11 protein-coding genes and 2 tRNA genes are annotated in these 17,877 nt (G+C 59.6%); 8 read left to right on the top strand and 5 right to left on the bottom strand.

Features of this window, described 5'->3' with window-relative positions; genetic code table 11:
* Positions 1 to 4 precede the first annotated feature (4 nt).
* Both D3M70_RS08670 and aceK read left to right on the top strand, forming a co-directional pair.
* Positions 5 to 859: a DMT family transporter gene (locus D3M70_RS08670; RefSeq protein WP_120125368.1), complete on the top strand. Its 855-nt coding sequence runs from the start codon at positions 5 to 7 to the stop codon at positions 857 to 859.
* A gap of 63 nt (positions 860 to 922) precedes the next feature.
* A complete protein-coding gene (aceK, locus tag D3M70_RS08665; RefSeq protein WP_120125367.1) occupies positions 923 to 2,638 on the top strand; it encodes a bifunctional isocitrate dehydrogenase kinase/phosphatase in 1,716 nt (571 codons plus the stop codon).
* A 127-nt stretch (positions 2,639 to 2,765) separates the two neighbouring features.
* On the opposite strand, the gene D3M70_RS08660 is transcribed toward aceK, so the two are convergent.
* On the bottom strand, positions 2,766 to 6,239 hold the full coding sequence (locus D3M70_RS08660) for a hybrid sensor histidine kinase/response regulator (RefSeq protein WP_120125366.1): 3,474 nt from the start codon (positions 6,237 to 6,239) through the stop codon (positions 2,766 to 2,768).
* Between the two features lie 406 nt (positions 6,240 to 6,645).
* On the opposite strand from D3M70_RS08660, the gene D3M70_RS08655 reads away from it, so the two are divergent.
* Both D3M70_RS08655 and D3M70_RS08650 read left to right on the top strand, forming a co-directional pair.
* On the top strand, positions 6,646 to 7,791 hold the full coding sequence (locus tag D3M70_RS08655) for a TDT family transporter (RefSeq protein ID WP_120125365.1): 1,146 nt from the start codon (positions 6,646 to 6,648) through the stop codon (positions 7,789 to 7,791).
* Positions 7,792 to 8,031: 240 nt separating this feature from the next.
* Positions 8,032 to 9,903, top strand: coding sequence for an MFS transporter (locus tag D3M70_RS08650; RefSeq protein WP_120125364.1), 1,872 nt, complete (start codon positions 8,032 to 8,034; stop codon positions 9,901 to 9,903).
* Between the two features lie 80 nt (positions 9,904 to 9,983).
* Here the strand turns inward: D3M70_RS08650 and D3M70_RS08645 are convergent, their stop codons facing one another.
* Both D3M70_RS08645 and rdgC read right to left on the bottom strand, forming a co-directional pair.
* Entirely contained in the window at positions 9,984 to 10,946 is a 963-nt protein-coding gene (locus tag D3M70_RS08645) for a bile acid:sodium symporter family protein (RefSeq protein WP_120125363.1), read from the bottom strand.
* An 82-nt stretch (positions 10,947 to 11,028) separates the two neighbouring features.
* The gene (rdgC, locus tag D3M70_RS08640) at positions 11,029 to 11,949 is read right to left on the bottom strand and encodes a recombination-associated protein RdgC (RefSeq protein WP_081567712.1); all 921 of its coding nucleotides are present in this window, start codon (positions 11,947 to 11,949) and stop codon (positions 11,029 to 11,031) included.
* Positions 11,950 to 12,108: 159 nt separating this feature from the next.
* Between rdgC and D3M70_RS08635 the strand changes: the two genes are divergently transcribed.
* Together D3M70_RS08635 and D3M70_RS08630 are read left to right on the top strand one after the other, a co-directional pair.
* Positions 12,109 to 12,184, top strand: a tRNA-Val gene (locus tag D3M70_RS08635).
* Between the two features lie 19 nt (positions 12,185 to 12,203).
* Positions 12,204 to 12,280, top strand: a tRNA-Asp gene (locus D3M70_RS08630).
* Positions 12,281 to 12,428: 148 nt separating this feature from the next.
* On the opposite strand, the gene D3M70_RS08625 is transcribed toward D3M70_RS08630, so the two are convergent.
* Together D3M70_RS08625 and D3M70_RS08620 are read right to left on the bottom strand one after the other, a co-directional pair.
* Entirely contained in the window at positions 12,429 to 12,899 is a 471-nt protein-coding gene (locus D3M70_RS08625; RefSeq protein ID WP_120125729.1) for a MaoC family dehydratase, read from the bottom strand.
* A gap of 57 nt (positions 12,900 to 12,956) precedes the next feature.
* Entirely contained in the window at positions 12,957 to 13,901 is a 945-nt protein-coding gene (locus tag D3M70_RS08620; RefSeq protein WP_120125362.1) for an alpha/beta hydrolase, read from the bottom strand.
* 213 nt (positions 13,902 to 14,114) lie between these two features.
* On the opposite strand from D3M70_RS08620, the gene fadD2 reads away from it, so the two are divergent.
* Both fadD2 and fadD1 read left to right on the top strand, forming a co-directional pair.
* Positions 14,115 to 15,803: a long-chain-fatty-acid--CoA ligase FadD2 gene (gene fadD2 / locus D3M70_RS08615; RefSeq protein ID WP_120125361.1), complete on the top strand. Its 1,689-nt coding sequence runs from the start codon at positions 14,115 to 14,117 to the stop codon at positions 15,801 to 15,803.
* A gap of 286 nt (positions 15,804 to 16,089) precedes the next feature.
* Positions 16,090 to 17,787 (top strand): long-chain-fatty-acid--CoA ligase FadD1, encoded by a 1,698-nt coding sequence (fadD1, locus tag D3M70_RS08610; RefSeq protein WP_120125360.1) that lies wholly within the window; start codon positions 16,090 to 16,092, stop codon positions 17,785 to 17,787.
* Positions 17,788 to 17,877: the final 90 nt, after the last annotated feature.

Here is a 17,877-nt window from a genome sequence, read left to right as displayed (position 1 = left end):
CACCATGTTTGCCAATAAAGCCCTGGCCTCGCTGGCCACGACTACCTTGTTCGTCCTGCTCTGGAGTAGCGGGGCCATCGTTTCCAAGTGGGGCCTGACCCATGCTTCGCCGTTTGCGTTTCTGCTGTTCCGTTTCTTGCTGGCGTTGATAGCGCTGGCCATTCTGATCCCGACCCTGGGTTACAAACTCCCCGCAACCGGGCAGTCGATGCGCTACGCGTTGGCGACTGGCGCGGTGTTGCTGGGGGCCTATCAAATCTGCTACCTGCTGGCGCTGGACATGAAAGTCGCACCGGGCGTAATGGCGACCATCATGGGGGTGCAGCCGATCCTGACGGCCGTGCTGGTCGAACGCTCTCGTTCCGGTTCGCGGATGTTCGGTCTGTGCCTTGGGCTGGCGGGGCTGGTGCTGGTGGTGTACCAGGGCATTGGCGACGGCGGTTCGCTGGCAGGCATGGCCTTTGGGGTGCTGGGCATGTTGAGCATGACCGGCGGATCGATCATGCAGAAGCGCATTACTGACAATCCACTCGGCACACTGCCGGTTCAGTATTTTGCAGGGGCGGTGGTCTGTGCGGTGTTCGTGCCGTTCCAGCCGTTTCATTTCGAGCACAGTTTCGGATTTTACGTGCCGGTGCTGTACATGGGACTGGTGGTCTCGGTGTTGGCGACCTTTCTGCTGTACCGCCTGATCGCCCAGGGCAATCTGGTCAACGTCACGAGCCTGTTCTATCTGGTGCCAGCCGTGACTGCGATCATGGATTATCTGATTTTCGGCAACCGCCTGGCGCTCCTCAGCATGCTGGGAATGGTGCTGATCGTGGTGGGGTTGGTGTTTGTGTTCCGCAAGGTGAAGTAGCGGCACCTGCCTTGCGCGAGCGCGCTGCTACGCTTGGCGGATCTGCCCTCTCGAGCATCCGCCATGTCCACCCCTTGGCCCGCCGCTGATATCGCCCGCCTGATCCTCGCCGGCTTCGACGATTATCGGGATCATTTCCGGCGCATCGCCGATGGCGCTCAGGCACGCTTCGAGCAGGCGTTGTGGCAGCAGGCCCAAACCGCATCGGCGGCGCGGATCAGCCTGTACGAGGAAAAGGTCAGCGAGGTCACGGGCGGGCTGAACACGGCATTTGCCAGCGACGTTCTACTGGACGCGCCTCGCTGGCCGTTGGTGAAGAGCGCCTACATCGAGCTCATTGACCTGCGTCTGGACGATGAACTGGCCGAGACCTGGTACAACTCGATCTTTTGCAGTCTGTTCAGCCATGACCTGATCAGCGATGGCTGCATGTTCATTCACACCACGCGACCGACGCTGCGGGACCATGAACGGGCTGCGCAGACACGGGTTTATCAGCCTCATGGCGAGTTGTCGGCGATGCTCGCGCAGGTGTTCAGCGATTACCGGTTCGCTGTCGCGTATGCCGATCTGCCCGGTGATCTGATTCGCCTCGAAACGCGGTTGCGCGAGTGCCTGCCAGACTGGGTGTGCAAGGACCCGACGCTCACGCTGGAACTGTTTTCGTCGGTGTTGTATCGCAACAAGGGCGCATATCTGGTGGGCCGCATCCACACCCTCGACGAGCAATGGCCGCTGGTGATTGCCTTGCTGCATCGCGAGGGGCGGGGCGTGCAGATCGACACGCTGATCACCGACGAGGCCGAGGTCTCGATCATCTTCTCGTTCACTCGCTCGTATTTCATGGTCGATGTGCCGGTCCCTGCCGAGTTCGTCGGCTTTCTCAAGGGCATTTTGCCGGGCAAGCACATTGCCGAGCTGTACACCTCGATCGGTTTCTACAAGCATGGCAAATCGGAGTTTTACCGCGCACTGATCAAACATCTGGCCGATACCGACGATCGCTTCATCATGGCGCCGGGTGTGCGCGGCATGGTTATGAGCGTATTCACGCTGCCGGGTTTCAACACGGTGTTCAAGGTCATCAAGGACCGGTTTTCACCGTCCAAGAACGTCGACCGAGCCACCGTGATCGAGAAATATCGGCTGGTGAAAAACGTTGACCGGGTTGGGCGCATGGCCGACACCCAGGAGTTCGCCGATTTTCGTTTTCCGGTGGCCAAATTCGAACCGCAGTGCCTTGAAGAGCTGTTGGACGTCGCGCCCTCGACCGTCGTGCTGGAAGGCGACACCGTATTGATTCGTCACTGCTGGACAGAACGGCGCATGACCCCGCTGAACCTCTACCTGGAGAACGCCAGCGAAGGGCAGGTACGTGAAGCACTCGAGGATTACGGGCTGGCGATCAAGCAACTGGCGGCGGCGAATATCTTTCCCGGCGACATGCTGCTGAAGAACTTCGGCGTCACGCGCCATGGCCGCGTGGTGTTCTACGACTACGACGAGATCTGCTTTCTGACCGAGGCCAATTTCCGGCGCATCCCCGAGCCGCGTACGCCAGAGGACGAGATGGCCTCCGAGCCCTGGTATTCGATTGGGCCGCTAGACGTTTTTCCGGAGGAATTTCCGCCGTTTCTGTTTGCGGACATGGGCCAGCGGCGACTGTTCAACAGCTTGCATGGCGAGCTGTACGACGCCGACTACTGGAAGGGATTGCAGGAGGCGATTCGCGCGGGGAAGGTGATCGATGTGTTTCCGTATCGCAGGAAACCCGCATAACCCTTGTAGGAGCGCGCTTGCCTGCGAACGCGTCCGTTCAGGCCCCGCATTGTTGACTGCGATAACGCAATCGCGGGCAAGCGCGCTCCTACGATGGATCGGCGTGCGTGTGAACGCGTTTCTGATCTCAGCTCAAACTCACATGCCGGCTCAACAACGCCCTTAATGCCGCAGGCTTCACCGGTTTGGCCAGATACTCCAGCCCCGCCGCATGCACCTGCGCGATCAGCTCGGGTCTACCATCGGCGCTGATCAACACGCCGGGCACCGGCTCTCCCAACTGCGTGCGCAGCCAGGCCATCAGTTCGGTGCCGGTTTCACCATGGTCCAGGTGGTAATCCACCAGCGCCAGGTGCGGGCGGATGCCGTCGTCGAGCAGGGTCTGGCATTCCTCGCGATTGCGCGCCGTCCAGACCTGACACCCCCAGCGACTCAACAGGCTGTTCATGCCAATCAGGATGCTGTCTTCGTTGTCGATGCACAGCACCTGCGTACCGTTGAGCGAGGCACGTTTGGGTTCGACGATGGCTGTATGCGTCAACGTCTGGGTGCGGGCCAACGGCACGGTGACGCTGAACACGCTGCCTTTGCCCGGCCATGAGCGCACTTGCAGCGTATGCCCCAGTACGCGGCACAAGCCATCGGCAATCGCCAGGCCCAGGCCCAGCCCTTTCTCGGCGCGGGTCTGATGACTGTCCAGGCGTTTGAATTCTTCGAAGATCACCTGGCGTTTGTCTTCGGGAATACCCGGCCCACGATCCCACACCTCCAGACTCCCATGCCCCTCCTTGCGCCGCACACCCAACAGAATCGGGCCCTTGGCGTAACGGAACGCGTTGGTCAGGAAATTCTGTAACACCCGACGCAGCAACTTTGCATCGCTGGCGATGCGCAACTGGCTGCCACGCACACGAAAGCTCAACCCCTGTTCCTGCGCCAGCGCCTTGAACTCGGCTCCCAGCGTGTCGAACAGATTATTGAGCGGGAAAGGGGCGATGGTCGGGGTGAACTTGCCGTTCTCCAGGCGAGAAATATCCAGCAGGTCGCTGATCAGGTCTTCGGCCGAACGCAGCGAGCTGTCCAGGTGCTGGATCAGTTTCTGTGCCTCGTCAGGAATATTTTCATTTGCATGCAGCAGCGCTGCGGAAAACAGGCGCGCGGCGTTCATCGGCTGCATAAGGTCATGACTGACCGCCGCCAGGAAACGGGTTTTCGACTGGTTTGCGGCTTCTGCGTGGGCCTTCGCCTCGGTCAACGCGGTGTTCAACTGTGACAGCTCGCGGGTACGCTCGGCGACTCGCAGTTCTAAGCTTTCGTTGGCGCCTTTGAGCGCGTGTTCGGCTTCGCGGAACGCTGTGATGTCGGTGAAGCTCATGACGAACCCGCCACCCGGCATCGGATTACCGATCAGCTCGATCACACGGCCATTGGGGAACAGGCGTTCGGACGTATGCGCACGGCCTTGGCGCATCCAGTGCAGGCGCCGGGCGACGTGCACCTCCGCTTCGCCAGGACCGAGCAGACCGCGCTCGGCGTTGTAGCGAATGATGTCGGCAATCGGGCGACCGACACTGATCAGACCTTCAGGGTAATTGAACAGCTCCAGATAACGGTCGTTCCAGGCCACCAGCCGCAGCGACTGGTCCACGACGCTGATGCCCTGCGTGATGTTTTCAATCGCGCCTTGCAGCAATGCGCGATTGAATTGCAGGACTTCGGACGCTTCGTCGGCGATGCGCACCACGTCTTCGAGTTGCATGTCGCGACCCTCGATGGCCGCCTTGACCACGGCCCGGGTCGAAGAGGTACCCAGCACACCGGCGAGCAGGCGCTCGGTGTGGGCGATCCAGTCACCTGTGGCGTTCTGGTTGGGGTTGAAGCCCTTGCCCTGACGGTAGGCGAAACGGATGAAGCTCTGCTGCGCGCGTTCTTCGCCGACGAAGCGTGCCGAGAGCTTGAGCAAGTCTTCGATCTGCACCGCCAGCAGCGAGCGGTTGTTGGGCCGTTCCTGCAACTCTTGGCCGATGAAACGACCGGCCTGCCAGTGTTCCGATACCCGCGTGCGCGACAGCACCGACACCCAGGCGAACAGAATGAAGTTACCGGCCATCGACAGCACCACCCCTTGGGTCAGCGGGCTGATCGGCAGGTTCAGCGGATTACCGTGCAACCACGCCAGCAGCGGGAAACTGCTCAGCGCCCAGCCCATGCTGTGGGCCGTCAGTGGCAATACCAGGGTGTAGAACCAGATGAACACGCCCGCCGCCAGACCCGCGAACACGCCGCGACGGTTGGCCTGTTTCCAGTACAGCGCGCCGATCATGGCGGGCGTCAGTTGGGTGATGGCGGCAAAGGCAATCTGGCCGATGGTCGCAAGGCTCGCAGTCGAACCGAGCAGTCGATAGCTCACGTATGCCAGCAGCAGGATGACCACGATGCTGACCCGGCGCACCGAAAGCATCCAGTAGCGAAACACCTCGAAAGGACGCTCGGCGGTTTTGCGCCGCAGCAGCCACGGCAGCAGCATGTCGTTGGAAACCATGGTCGACAGCGCGACGCTGGCGACGATCACCATCCCGGTCGCCGCCGAAGCGCCACCGATGAATGCCAGTACGGCAAGCGCAGGGTGGGCATGGGCCAGTGGCACGCTGATCACGAACGAGTCAGGCAGTACCGAACCTGGAAGCAGCATTTGCCCGGCCAACGCAATCGGCACCACGAACAACCCGGCGAGCAGCAGATACGTCGGAAACACCCACTTGGCCAGACGCAGGTCCTGCGGCTCGATGTTCTCCACCACTGTCACGTGGAACTGTCGCGGCAGGCAGACGATTGCCATCATCGCCACGCCGGTCTGCACCACCATCGAGGGCCAGTTGACGGTCTCCTTCCAGTATTCCTCCAGACGCGGCGCGAGCATGGCTTGATTGAACAAGTCATCAACCCCGTCGTACAGGCCGAACGTCACGAACACGCCGACGGCCATGAACGCGAACAACTTGACCAGCGATTCGAAGGCGATGGCCAGCACCATCCCGCGATGGTGCTCGGTGGCGTCGAGATTGCGCGTACCGAAGACGATGGTGAACAGCGCCAGCACCAGCGAAACGATCAGCGCGGTGTCTTGGGCACGGGTGCCTGCGGCGTCGGCACCGGCCCCGATGAGTATGTTCACCCCCAGCACGATGCCCTTGAGTTGCAGGGCAATGTAAGGCAGTACGCCGATCAGACAGATCAGTGCGACCACGACGGCCAGTGTTTGCGATTTGCCGTAGCGGGCGGCGATGAAGTCGGCGATGGAGGTGATGTTCTCCTGCTTGCTGATCAGCACCATTTTCTGCAGGACCCAGGGGGCCAGCACCATCATCACGATGGGCCCCAGGTAGATCGGCAGGAACGACCACAGTTGCTCGGCAGCCTGACCCACGGCGCCGAAAAAGGTCCAACTGGTGCAGTAAACCGCCAACGACAGGCTGTACACCCAGGCGCGCAAACGCGGCGGCAGGGCGTCGCTGCGACGATCGCCGTAAAAGGCGATGGCGAACATGATGGCCATATAGGCCAGGGCGACGGCAGCGATCAGTCCGCTGGACAGCGACATGGGGACTCCAGATTCAAGCAGTTCACGATTTCGACTGCGATCCCTCGCAGGTCAGACAGTCTCGCACGGCCGGTGACGTTCGTCTGTTTCGACCAAGGTCTGAGCGGCGCGGTGTTGAGGTATTGAAGGATTGAGGGATTAGGAGATTGAGCATAAGCGGCCGGCTGAGTTTACCGTCACGCCGCAGGCCTCTGTAGGAGTGAGCTTGCTCGCGATAGCGTCGGTTCGGTGAGTCAATGTTTAATTGATACACCGCTGTCGCGAGCAAGCTCACTCCTACAGAACTGTATCTCGCTGAGAACTGAATATCTGCTAAATCGATGACATATAGAGAAACTACCCGCTTAATAGATATCAGCCGCGGCCGTAATATGGGTGCCACCTCACACGGGGACAGGAGCGATCCATGAGCCAGGCCATCTTTATTACGCGCAAACCGTTCAGTCAGTTGAGCCACCCCCGGGAGGTCATCCGCCAATTCACCCCCAACTGGTTCGCCGCGACCATGGGCACCGGCATTTTGTCTGCGGTTCTTACACAACTGCCGTTCCGGATGCCGGGCCTGCTCGTTGTGGCCGAAGCGCTGTGGATGCTGAACATCGTCCTGTTCCTGGTTTTCAGCTTTCTCTATACCGCACGTTGGGTGATGTTCTTCGACGAGGCGCGCCGAGTGTTCGGGCATTCCACGGTGTCGATGTTCTTCGGCACCATTCCCATGGGCATGGCGACGATCATCAACGGCTTGCTGACGTTTGGTGTGTCACGCTGGGGCGCCGAAGCGGTGCATTTGGCGCATCTGTTGTGGTGGCTGGACGTCGCGATGTCAGTCGCGTGCGGCGTGCTGATTCCGTTCATGATGTTCACCCGTCAGGCGCACAGCATCGATCAGATGACGGCGGTCTGGCTGTTGCCGGTGGTGGCGGCTGAAGTGGCGGCCGCCAGTGGAGGCCTGCTGGCGCCGCATCTGGCCGACAGTCACAGCCAGTTCAGCGTGCTCATCACCAGCTACGCGCTCTGGGGTTTTTCGGTTCCGGTGGCGTTCAGCATTCTGACGATCCTTTTGCTGCGCATGGCATTGCACAAGCTGCCTCACGAAAACATGGCCGCCTCCAGCTGGCTGGCGCTGGGCCCGATCAGCACCGGTGCATTCGGCTTGATGGTGCTCGGCGCTGATTCGCCGACGATCTTCGCCGCCAACGGCTTGAGCGGGGTCGGGGACATCGCTTCGGGGCTGGGGTTGATCGGTGGAATCATTCTGTGGGGTGTCGGCGTCTGGTGGCTGCTGATGGCGCTGCTGATCACCGTGCGCTACCTGCGCAATGGCATCCCCTTCAATCTTGGCTGGTGGGGGTTCACCTTTCCGTTGGGGGTGTTTGCGCTGACGACGCTCAAGCTTGGGGCGGTGCTGAACCTTGCCTTCTTTTCCCTGTTCGGCACTGTGCTGGTGGCGTCCCTGACGCTGCTGTGGCTGGTGATCATGCGCCGCACCTTGATTGGCGCCTATAAAGGAGAGCTGTTCGTTTCGCCGTGTATTGCAGGATTGAAAGGCTGAGATTCATATCGAGTTTCCTTGTAGCAGCACGGCTTGCCGGCGGTAGCGATTGGAAGGACGCCACCGCCGGCAGGCGTGCTGCTACAAAAATTGCGTTTGCTTCACAGGCAGGTCATCAGCAAGAAGAACATTGAATGAAATGATCGACAGACCTTCATCCAGCGTCTTCAATGTGGCTCGAACCGGAATCCAGACTTCCCATTCAAAAGCCGATCCCGGCGCCACTCAGGACCATGGACGATGAGTCAGTCGCAATTCACGCTGTTGGGCAAACGGCGTTTCCTGCCGTTTTTCGTCACGCAGTCCCTTGGGGCCTTCAACGACAACATTTTCAAGCAATCGCTGATCCTGGCCATTCTCTACAAGCTCACCATCGACGGTGACCGGTCGATCTACGTCAACCTGTGCGCGTTGCTGTTCATTCTGCCGTTCTTTCTTTTTTCGGCATTGGCCGGGCAGTTCGGCGAGAAGTACCCCAAGGACAAACTGATCCGCATGATCAAGGTGCTGGAAATCGCCATTATGGTGGTTGGCGCCGTGGGGTTTCTGTTCGATCACCTTTCACTGATGCTGGCCGCGCTGTTCGCCATGGGCACGCATTCGGCGCTGTTCGGGCCGGTGAAGTATTCGATCCTGCCGCAGCACCTGCATGAAAACGAACTGGTGGGCGGCAACGGGCTGGTGGAAATGGGGACCTTTCTGGCGATCCTGGCCGGAACCATCGGCGCCGGGATCATGATGTCCGCCACGCATTACGCGCCCATTGTGTCCACTGCGATGGTGCTGGTGGCGTGTCTGGGTTATCTCGCCAGCCGGGGCATTCCCCCGGCTGCCGCCGCGAGCCCGGAAATGCGCCTGAACTGGAACATCTTCAGCGAATCCTGGGCCACCCTGAAACTGGGCCTGGGGCAGACCAAAGCGGTCTCGCGCTCGATCGTCGGCAACTCGTGGTTCTGGTTCGTCGGTGCGATCTACCTGACGCAGATTCCCGCATACGCCAAGGAATTTCTCTACGGCGATGAAACCGTCGTTACCCTGATCCTCACGGTGTTCTCCATCGGCATCGCCGCCGGCTCCATGCTTTGCGAGCGGCTGTCGGGGCGCAAAGTGGAAATCGGTCTGGTGCCGTTCGGTTCGATGGGCCTGACGGTATTTGGCCTGTTGTTGTGGTGGCACTCCGGTGGATTCCCGCAGAACGTTCAGGCCAATGACTGGCTCGCGGTGCTGGGCCATGGCCAGGCGTGGTGGGTGCTTTTCGACATTCTCGGCATCGGTATTTTCGGCGGCTTCTATATTGTGCCGCTGTACGCGCTGATCCAGTCGCGCACGCCGGAGAAGGAGCGCTCCCGGGTCATCGCCTCGAACAACATCCTCAACGCATTGTTCATGGTGGTCTCGGCAATCGTCTCGATCATCTTTCTGAGCGTTGTGAAGATCTCGATTCCGCAGTTCTTCCTCGTCGTCTCGTTGATGAACATTGCGGTCAATACCTACATCTTCAAGATCGTTCCGGAATTCACCATGCGTTTCATGATCTGGCTGCTCAGCCATTCCATGTACCGCGTGGAGCATCGCAACCTCGAGCAGATTCCTGAGGAAGGGGCGGCCCTGCTGGTCTGCAACCATGTGTCGTTCGTCGACGCACTGCTGATCGCAGGCTCCGTGCGCAGGCCGATCCGTTTCGTCATGTACTACAAGATCTTCAACCTGCCGGTGCTCAATTTCATTTTCCGCACTGCGGGCGCGATTCCGATTGCCGGGCGCAACGAAGATTTGCAGACCTACGATCAGGCTTTCAAGCGCATCGCCGAGTACCTGAAGGAAGGCGAACTGGTGTGCATCTTCCCGGAAGGCAAATTGACCACCACGGGCGAAATCGACGCGTTCAAAGGTGGCATGACCCGCGTGTTGGAAGAAACCGACGTACCGGTGGTTCCGCTGGCGCTGCAAGGATTGTGGGGCAGCTTCTTTAGCCGCGATCCGGATAAGGGCGTGTTTCGCAGGTTATGGTCGCGCGTGACCCTGGTGGCGGGGCCTGCGTTGGCGGGGAAGGAATCGGAACCGGCGTTGGTGCGTGAGAGGGTGGCCGAGTTGCGTGGTGGGGTGCGTTAGGCGGTGAGCTCGCCGACATACGCTGTCCTGTAGCAGTCCGGCCGGACTGCTACAGGAACTTATAGTGAGCCAAGGATCGCTTAACCCACCACCGGCTTGTCTTCGGTCACCACCACATCCGGCTCCATCTTCCTGAAGTACGTCGAAAGCAGCGCGCCCGAGATGTTGTGCCAGACGCTGAACAGCGCGCTCGGCACCGCCGCCAGTGGCGAGAAGTGGGCGCTGGCCAGGGCGGCGCCGAGGCCGGAGTTCTGCATGCCGACTTCCAGCGACAGCGACTTGCGCTGGGCCAATGGCAGTTTGAACAGCTTGCCGGTGAAGTAACCCAGCAGGAAACCGAAGCTGTTGTGCAGAATCACCACGGCCATGATCAGCAGGCCCGATTCGGCGATCTTCGCTTGGCTGGCCGCGACCACGGCGCAGACGATCATCACGATACTCACCACCGAAATCAGCGGCAGTACGTCAACCGCGAACTGCACATTGGCGCCGAGCAGGCGTTGCGCAACGACACCTAAGACGATCGGCAACATCACCAGTTGCAGGATCGACCAGAACATTTCCATGAAGGACACCGGCAGCCAGGCCGAGGCCAACAGCCAGATCAACGCCGGGGTCAGCAGCGGGGCGAGCAGGGTGGTGACGGCAGCGATGGCCACCGACAGCGCCAGGTCGCCCTTCGCCAGCCAGGTCATGACGTTGGACGAGGTGCCGCTCGGGCAGCAACCGACCAGAATCACACCGACGGCGATTTCCGGTGGCAGATGAAAAGCCTGGCACAACAGCCAGGCCACGCCCGGCATGATCACGAAATGCGCGACCACGCCCAGAGCCACGCGCCACGGATGGCGCACGACTTCGGAAAAGTCTTCAAGCTTGAGGGTCAGACCCATGCCGAACATGACCAGCCCCAGCAGCGGGACGATCAGGGTTTTCAAACTGATGAACCAGCTCGGGAACAGGAACGCCAGCACGGCGAACAGCAGCACCCAATACGCGAAGGTGTTGCCGACAAAACGACTCAATGCAGCCAGGGCACGCATGGCTTGCTCCTTATTATTTGTTGGAACCAGGAACAATACTGTGGGAGCCAGCAAGCCGGCTCCCACAGGTTCCGAGAGGGAGTCAGATACCCTGCGGAATCTCTTCGCCACCCAGTGCTTCGAACAGTTCCGGCAGGAATTCGCCGAAGGTCAGCATCATCAGGGTGAAGCTGGCGTCTTGCTGGCCCAGCGCATCGTCGCCACCGTCCTGTTCCGCCTGGTCCTGCAGCAGGTCTTCAAACTTCAGGCGCTTGACGCCCAATTTGTCGTCCAGCACGAAGGACAGTTTGTCCTGCCAGGCCAGCGACAGTTGAGTGACGACTTTACCGGTGCTCAGGTGCAACTGGATCTCATCGCTGGTCAGGTCCTGACGCTTGCACTTCACGATGCCGCCGTCTTCGTGGGTGTCGCGCAGTTCGCATTCGTCCAGAACAAAGAAGTTATCGGCAGTCTGGCCGGTCTTGACCCATTCGGTCATGACGGCGGTCGGTGCGGTTTTCACGGTGACCGGACGTACCGGCAGCGAGCCGACCACTTCACGCAGGGTCGACAGCAGGTCTTCGGCGCGCTTGGGGCTCGAAGCGTTGACCAGAATGACGCCTTGCTTGGGGGCGATGGCCGCGAAGGTCATCGAACGGCGGATAAAGGCGCGCGGCAGGAAGGCCTGGATGATTTCATCCTTGAGCTGATCGCGTTCCTTTTTATAGACCTTGCGCATCTGCTCGGTCTCAATCTCTTCGACTTTCTCTTTCAATGCATCGTTGACCACGCTGCCCGGCAGGATGCGCTCTTCCTTGCGCGCCGAAATCAGCATGAAGTCGCCGCTGACATGCACCAGCGGCGCGTCTTCACCCTTGCCGAACGGGGCGATGAAACCGTAAGTGGTCAACTCCTGACTGGCACAAGCGCGTGCAGGCTTGGTCGCCAATGCGGTTTCCAGCGCCTCGGCATCAAATGGCAGGTCCTGGGTCAGGCGATAGACAAGCAGGTTTTTGAACCACATGGGGTACGTCTCTCCTTTATACAAAGGGGGGCATTATTCGCTGCCGCGACCCTGCGGCCAACCCTGACGTAAGCCTTTGGTGGGAATATAAAAAATATTTGAAAAAGTGCTTGCCAGAGGTAGGGTCGCTCCGTAGAATGCGCGCCACACCGAAGCGAAGGGTGATTAGCTCAGCTGGGAGAGCGTCTGCCTTACAAGCAGAATGTCGGCGGTTCGATCCCGTCATCACCCACCATTCGTTTCATGTGTTACGCGCAGCGGTAGTTCAGTCGGTTAGAATACCGGCCTGTCACGCCGGGGGTCGCGGGTTCGAGTCCCGTCCGCTGCGCCATATTGAGTTACGAGGCCCTTGAACTCCTCGTAACGACAAAAAGAGCGACCTTAGGGTCGCTTTTTTTGTGTCTGCGATTTGGTCAAGTGTCTGAATGATGGCTGCAAAGGCCAGCGAAGCCGGCCTCTACAGTGTCCGATCAGGCTGATCAGCCCACGGTGATCGGCGGCAGCTCGGTCAGATTTACGGTCTGTTCCTTGCGCGGAGCAAGAATCTCCGCCTCGCCGTCCACCACCAGTTCGTCGTTTTGGTTGAACACGCGGGTGGCGATGCGCACGCGGAATTTCGGCAGCTTTTCCAGAATCTCCAGGCGCACGGTCAAGGTATCGCCGATTTTCACCGGCTTCTGGAAGCTCATTTGCTGACCCAGATAGATAGTGCCCGGGCCAGGCAGCTCGCAGGCTACGGCGGCGCTGATCAGCGCGCCACTGAACATGCCGTGCGCAATACGATCCTTGAACATGCTTTTGGCTGCAAATTCGGCATCCAGGTGGACCGGGTTGCGGTCGCCGGACATTTCGGCGAACAGCTGAATGTGACGTTCTTCCACTGTCTTGCTGTAGCTGGCGGTCTGGCCGACTTCAAGGGCTTCGTATGGCGTGTTGGTGACTTGGGTCATGTTGCGGTCCTGTGACATGAAAATGAAAAGATGAATAAAGAGCGGAAATCCTGACCGTTACTCGCTGCGACGGGGTCTGGGTTCGGCCAGAGCCTGGTCGAGCCAGGCGAGTAAATCACGGGTGACCTCCTCGCGGTTGGTTTCATTGAGGATTTCATGCCGCGCCTCGGGGTAGATCTTCAGGCTGACAGCGTGATGATCGGTACCGGTCAGAGCGTCGGCCAGATCCTTGAGACGTTTGCCTTCACTCACCGGATCACATTCGCCGCCCATGATGAGGATTGGCAGGTCCTTGTCGATCCGCGCCAGGCTGGACGTCCTGCTGATTTCCTGCAATCCGCCGAGCATGTCCAGCCAGAACTGATTGGTGCAACGAAAACCGCAGAGCGGATCGTTGACGTACGCGTCGACTTCTTCGGGATCGCGGCTGAGCCAGTCGAAGGGCGTGCGCACGGGTTTGAATCTATTGTTGAACGAGCCGAACGAGAGGAACTCGATCAGTGCGCTGCGGCCTGTGGCTCCCTGGCGCCAGCGTTCCATTCGGGCCACGACAGCGGCTGCGCGATAGAGCGTAGCCGGTTGAAAGTTAGAACCGCTGAGCACCGCGCCTTGAACGCTTGCGCTGTGGTTGAGGAGGTAGGCCTGGGCGACATAGCTGCCCATGCTGTGGCCTAGCAGGAACACCGGAATGCCCGGATGACGCTTTCCAATTGCCGTGCGAAGCGTTTCCAGGTCACTCACGACCTTGTTCCAGCCGTCCTTGTCGGCGTAGTGGCCCAGCACGCCATCGGCTGCGGTTTGGCCGTGGCCCCGCTGATCATGGGCATACAACGCCAGGCCCGCCTGGGTCAGTGCCGCGCCCAGCCGGTCGTAGCGGCCGCTGTGTTCAGCCATGCCATGGGACAGCATCACCACGGCTCTGGGGCTGGTCGCCGGTGTCCAGGCATTGACGTACACAGAGGTGTGATCACGGGTGTCCAGCCAAAAAGCATCGTGTTTCATGGCGTTTCCCTGGCCTTGTAAAGAATTGTCTTGAAATAGCGCTCTGAGGGTCGCCTGATTGCAGTGTATAGCGCTAGTCAGATGGCGGCCCCACCACCCGCAAGATTCACGTCGTTGATGACGATTTGCCTTCCTGGTGGCAGCTGCTAACGTCCGGCAAGCACCTGCTTTCAGCGCAGGGCCAGTACTCTCAGGTAAGAGGATAAAAAGAACATGCAACCTGATTTCTGGAACGACAAACGCCCGGCAGGCGTCCTCTCTGAGGTGGATCTGCACGCTTACAAGTCAGTGGTGGAGGTGTTCGAGCGCAGTTGCAAGAAGTACGCGGACCGTCCGGCCTACAGCAACATGGGCGTGACCCTGAGTTACGCCGAGCTTGAACGGCAATCGGCGGCGTTCGCCGGCTACCTGCAACAGCAGACCGAGCTCAAGCCCGGCGACCGCATCGCCGTACAGATGCCCAACCTGATCCAGTACCCTATTGCCGTCTTCGGTGCCATGCGCGCCGGGCTGATCGTGGTCAATACCAACCCTCTTTATACCGCCCGTGAAATGCGTCACCAGTTCAAGGACTCCGGCGCCCGGGCGCTGGTCTATCTGAACGTGTTCGGCAAGAACGTCCAGGAAGTGCTCCCTGACACCGACATCCAGTACCTCATCGAAGTGAAGATGGGTGACATGCAGTCGGCGGCCAAGGGCTGGTTGATCAACACCGTCGTAGAGAAGGTCAAGAAGATGGTCCCCGAGTACGACCTGCCCCAGGCCGTCTCCTTCAAAAGTGTGCTCAAACTGGGCCGTGGCGATCATCTGCAGCGGGTGCAACTGGATCTGGAAGACATCGCCGTTCTGCAATACACCGGCGGCACCACTGGCTCGCCGAAGGGGGCGATGCTGACTCACGGCAATCTGGTGGCGAACATGCAGCAGGTGTACGCCTGCATGTTGCAGCATGGCCCCGACGGGCTGCCGATCTTCAAGCAGGGCAGCGAGATCATGGTCGCGCCACTGCCGATGTATCACATCTATGCCTTCACCTGTAATTGCATGTGCATGATGGTCAGCGGCAATCACAACCTGTTGATCACCAATCCGCGTGACATCGGCGGCTTCATCAAGGAGCTCAAGAAGTGGAAGTTCTCGGCGATGCTTGGTCTGAACACGCTGTTCGTGGCGTTGATGGACCATCCTGACTTCAAGACCCTGGATTTCTCCAGCCTGCGCCTGACCAACTCCGGTGGCACGGCATTGGTCAAGTCCACCGCCGAGCGCTGGCTGCAGCTCACAGGTTGTCCGATCGTGGAGGGTTACGGCCTTACCGAAACCTCGCCGGTCGCCACGGCCAACCCCTATGGGAACCAGTCGAAACTGGGCACGGTCGGCATGCCGGTGCCAGGTACCACGGCCAAAGTGATCGATGACGAGGGCGTCGAATTGCCCGTTGGCGAGCGCGGCGAGCTGTGTCTGAAAGGACCGCAGATCATGCTCGGATACTGGCATCGCCCGGACGCGACCGCCGAGGTACTGGACAGCGAGGGCTGGCTTAAGACGGGTGACATCGCGGTGATCGATCCGGACGGTTTCATTCGCATCGTCGACCGTAAGAAAGATCTGATTATCGTCTCGGGCTTCAACGTGTATCCCAACGAAATCGAGGACGTGGTTTCGCGTCACCCGAAAGTCGCCAACTGCGCGGTGATCGGTGTGCCGGACGAGCGTTCGGGGGAGGCGGTGAAGCTGTTCGTGGTGCCGAGGGATTCAAGCCTGACCTGCGAAGAGCTCAAGGCTTATTGCAAAGAGAACTTTACCGGTTACAAGATTCCCAAACAGATCGTGCTGCGTGAGTCGTTGCCAATGACCCCCGTGGGCAAGATCCTCAGACGAGAGCTTCGCGACATCGCATAAAGCGGCTATAAAACAGAAACGGCGTGTTGAAGAACACGCCGTTTTTCTTTGTGCTTTTTCGACATTTAGGTTCATTGCTCTAAATGTGACTGTTAAATATTCAAGAGTCATTGTTATGACTGTAGGGGCCTACTTTGCCTCTGGTCGGCCTCAGACAAAGCTGCTACGCTCGGCCCGCTTTTTGTCCAGTCGATACGCAGAAAGCGGTTGCTACAAACATTCCAAACACAAGAAATCATCGCATCAAGCGGTGTGTAGAAACGCTGTCGCTGAGGAGTCGGCTTCCATGATAGAAAACTTCTGGAAGGATAAATATCCGTCTGGTATCGCTGCCGATATCGACCCGGACCAGTACCCAAACGTCCAGGCGGTATTGAAACAGTCCTGCGAGCGTTTCGCCAATAAACCTGCTTTCAGCAATCTGGGCAAGACACTCACCTATGGTGAGATGTATGAGCTGTCCGGCGCGTTCGCCGCCTACCTTCAGCAGCATACCGACCTGCAACCGGGCGACCGCATCGCCGTACAGCTGCCCAACGTGCTGCAATATCCGGTCGCCGTGTTTGGTGCCATTCGCGCCGGTTTGATCGTGGTCAACACCAACCCGCTGTACACCGCGCGGGAAATGGAACACCAATTCAACGATTCCGGTGCCAAGGCGCTGGTGTGCCTGGCGAACATGGCGCACCTGGCCGAAAAGGTCGTGCCCAAGACCGGCGTCAAGCACGTCATTGTCACCGAGGTCGCCGACCTGCTGCCGCCGCTCAAGCGTCTGCTGGTCAACAGCGTCATCAAGTATGTGAAGAAAATGGTCCCGCCGTTCCACCTGCCCAAGGCCGTCAAGTTCAACGACGTGCTTGCCAAGGGGCATGGTCAGGCGGTCAATGAGGTTTCGCCAAAAGGCAGCGACGTCGCGGTCCTGCAATACACCGGCGGCACCACGGGGGTTGCCAAGGGCGCAATGCTGACCCATCGCAACCTGATCGCCAACATGCTGCAATGCAAGGCGCTGATGGGTTCCAACCTCAACGAAGGTTGCGAGATCCTGATCACGCCATTGCCGCTCTACCACATCTACGCATTCACCTTTCACTGCATGTCGATGATGCTGATCGGCAACCACAACATCCTGATCAGCAACCCGCGCGACCTGTCGGCGATGGTCAAGGAACTGTCGAAGTGGAAGTTCAGCGGCTTCGTCGGCCTGAATACGCTGTTCGTTGCGCTGTGCAACAACGCCGACTTCCGCAACCTGGATTTTTCCGCGCTGAAAGTGACCCTGTCCGGCGGCATGGCATTGCAGCAGGCGGCCGCCGAGCGCTGGAAGGACGTCACCGGCTGTTCGATCTGTGAAGGCTACGGTATGACCGAAACCAGCCCCGTGGCCACGGTCAACCCGATCCAGAGTATCCAGATGGGCACCATCGGCATTCCCGTGCCATCGACGCTGTGCAAGACGATCAACGATGCTGGCGAAGAACTGCCGTTCGGCGAAGCCGGCGAGCTGTGTGTCAAAGGCCCGCAGGTCATGAAAGGGTACTGGCAGCGTCAGGAAGCCACCGATGAAATGCTCGATGCCGAAGGCTGGTTGAAGACCGGCGACATCGCGGTGATTCAGCCGGACGGCTACATGCGCATCGTCGACCGCAAGAAGGACATGATTCTGGTGTCCGGCTTCAACGTGTACCCGAACGAGCTGGAAGACGTGCTGGCGACCTTGCCCGGCGTGCTGCAGTGCGCGGCCATCGGCGTGCCGGACGACAAGTCGGGCGAGGCGATCAAGATTTTCGTGGTCGTCAAACCTGGCGTGACCCTGACCAAAGAGCTGGTCATGGAGCACATGCGTGCCAACGTTACCGCTTACAAAGTGCCGCGCAGCGTGGAATTCCGCGATGCGCTGCCCACCACCAACGTTGGCAAGATCCTGCGCCGCGAATTGCGTGACGAAGAGCTCAAGAAGCTGGCGCTGAAGAAACCGGCGTAATACAGCCGCAAGACCGACGAACCCCGCCCGAGTGCGGGGTTTGTTGTTCCACGAGCCAAGGCCCCTCTGTGGCAGTCCGGCTTGCCGGCG

This window comes from Pseudomonas sp. LS-2 (genome assembly GCF_003605735.1).
GTDB lineage: Bacteria > Pseudomonadota > Gammaproteobacteria > Pseudomonadales > Pseudomonadaceae > Aquipseudomonas.
The sequence above is the reverse complement of the archived record's forward strand: the minus strand, read 5'-3'. Positions and strand labels throughout refer to the sequence as shown.